This is a genomic window from Sphingobium sp. PNB (assembly GCF_019873065.1).
GTDB classification, from domain to species: domain Bacteria; phylum Pseudomonadota; class Alphaproteobacteria; order Sphingomonadales; family Sphingomonadaceae; genus Sphingobium; species Sphingobium fuliginis.
Genome location: NZ_JAINEZ010000220.1, coordinates 1 through 941, shown reverse-complemented (window position 1 = coordinate 941; position 941 = coordinate 1). Strand labels below are relative to the sequence as shown.

Annotated in this window: 1 protein-coding gene and 1 pseudogene; both read left to right on the top strand. The window is 58.3% G+C overall.

Features of this window, described 5'->3' with window-relative positions; all coding sequences use genetic code 11:
- A partial coding sequence (locus tag K7W03_RS27505) for a DDE-type integrase/transposase/recombinase (RefSeq protein WP_222888138.1) occupies positions 1-673 on the top strand: 673 nt, incomplete at its 5' end.
- Positions 674-736: 63 nt separating this feature from the next.
- A pseudogene (locus K7W03_RS27500) lies at positions 737-941 on the top strand (IS701 family transposase); the annotation flags it as partial.

Sequence of the window (941 nt, the reverse complement as noted above, 5' to 3'; positions counted from 1 at the left end):
CGAAGGGCTCAATCGACGACCGCCCAAGCCCACGGCGCAGCCGCGTAAAGGACAGGGGCGCTTCCAGGACTATGACCTGGGCTTTGTCCATATCGACGTCAAACATCTGCCCAAGCTGCGCACCGCGGACGGCGAAACTCGCAAGCGTTTCCTTTATGTCGCCATCGATCGCTGCTCACGCTTCGTCCATCTGGCCGTCTACGATGCTGAAAATGCTGCCAACGCCGTCGCCTTCCTCAAGGCCGCCAGAAGGGCTTTCCCCTTCCGCATCACCCATGTGCTGACAGACCGGGGATCCTGTTTTACCGCCGACGATTTCGAACGCGCCTGCGCGAAGATCAAGGTCGTTCACCGCACGACGCGACCCTATACGCCGCAAACCAATGGCATGGTCGAACGCTTCAACGGCCGCATCGCCAGCGAAGTGATGGGCATCAACGTCGCCGGCCATGCTGATCTCGAAATCCTGCTGACCGGCTTCAACCGTGCCTACAATCGGCGACGACAGCGCGTGCTCCACGGCAGTTCGCCATGCCAGAAGGTAGAGGAGCGGATCGGCCTTATGCCCGCGCTCGCCAATCCTCTTTACAAGCCGACGGCACCGGACGATCTTATGACTAAAGTCGACGACGTACTATATTACGCCAATGATGTGTCGCAACCAGACAACTAGCATTACAGTTGCATATTGATTGAAATTCTGAATCAATAGGTCTCCATGGTAGGGAGGCCGTGGATGACGGGCGCATCGATTGAAACGACACTGGAGCTTTGGGCATCGTCGCTGCGGGACGTGAAGGCTCGCATGCGCGTGCTATTCACCCAGGAACGCGTTGCGGCATCGGCCAATCTTTTCCTGGATGGTTTGTTGGGTGAGAAACGGCGCAAAACAGGATGGATGCGTGCAGAGGCGGCCGGAGATCCTGAGCCCTGGCGACAGC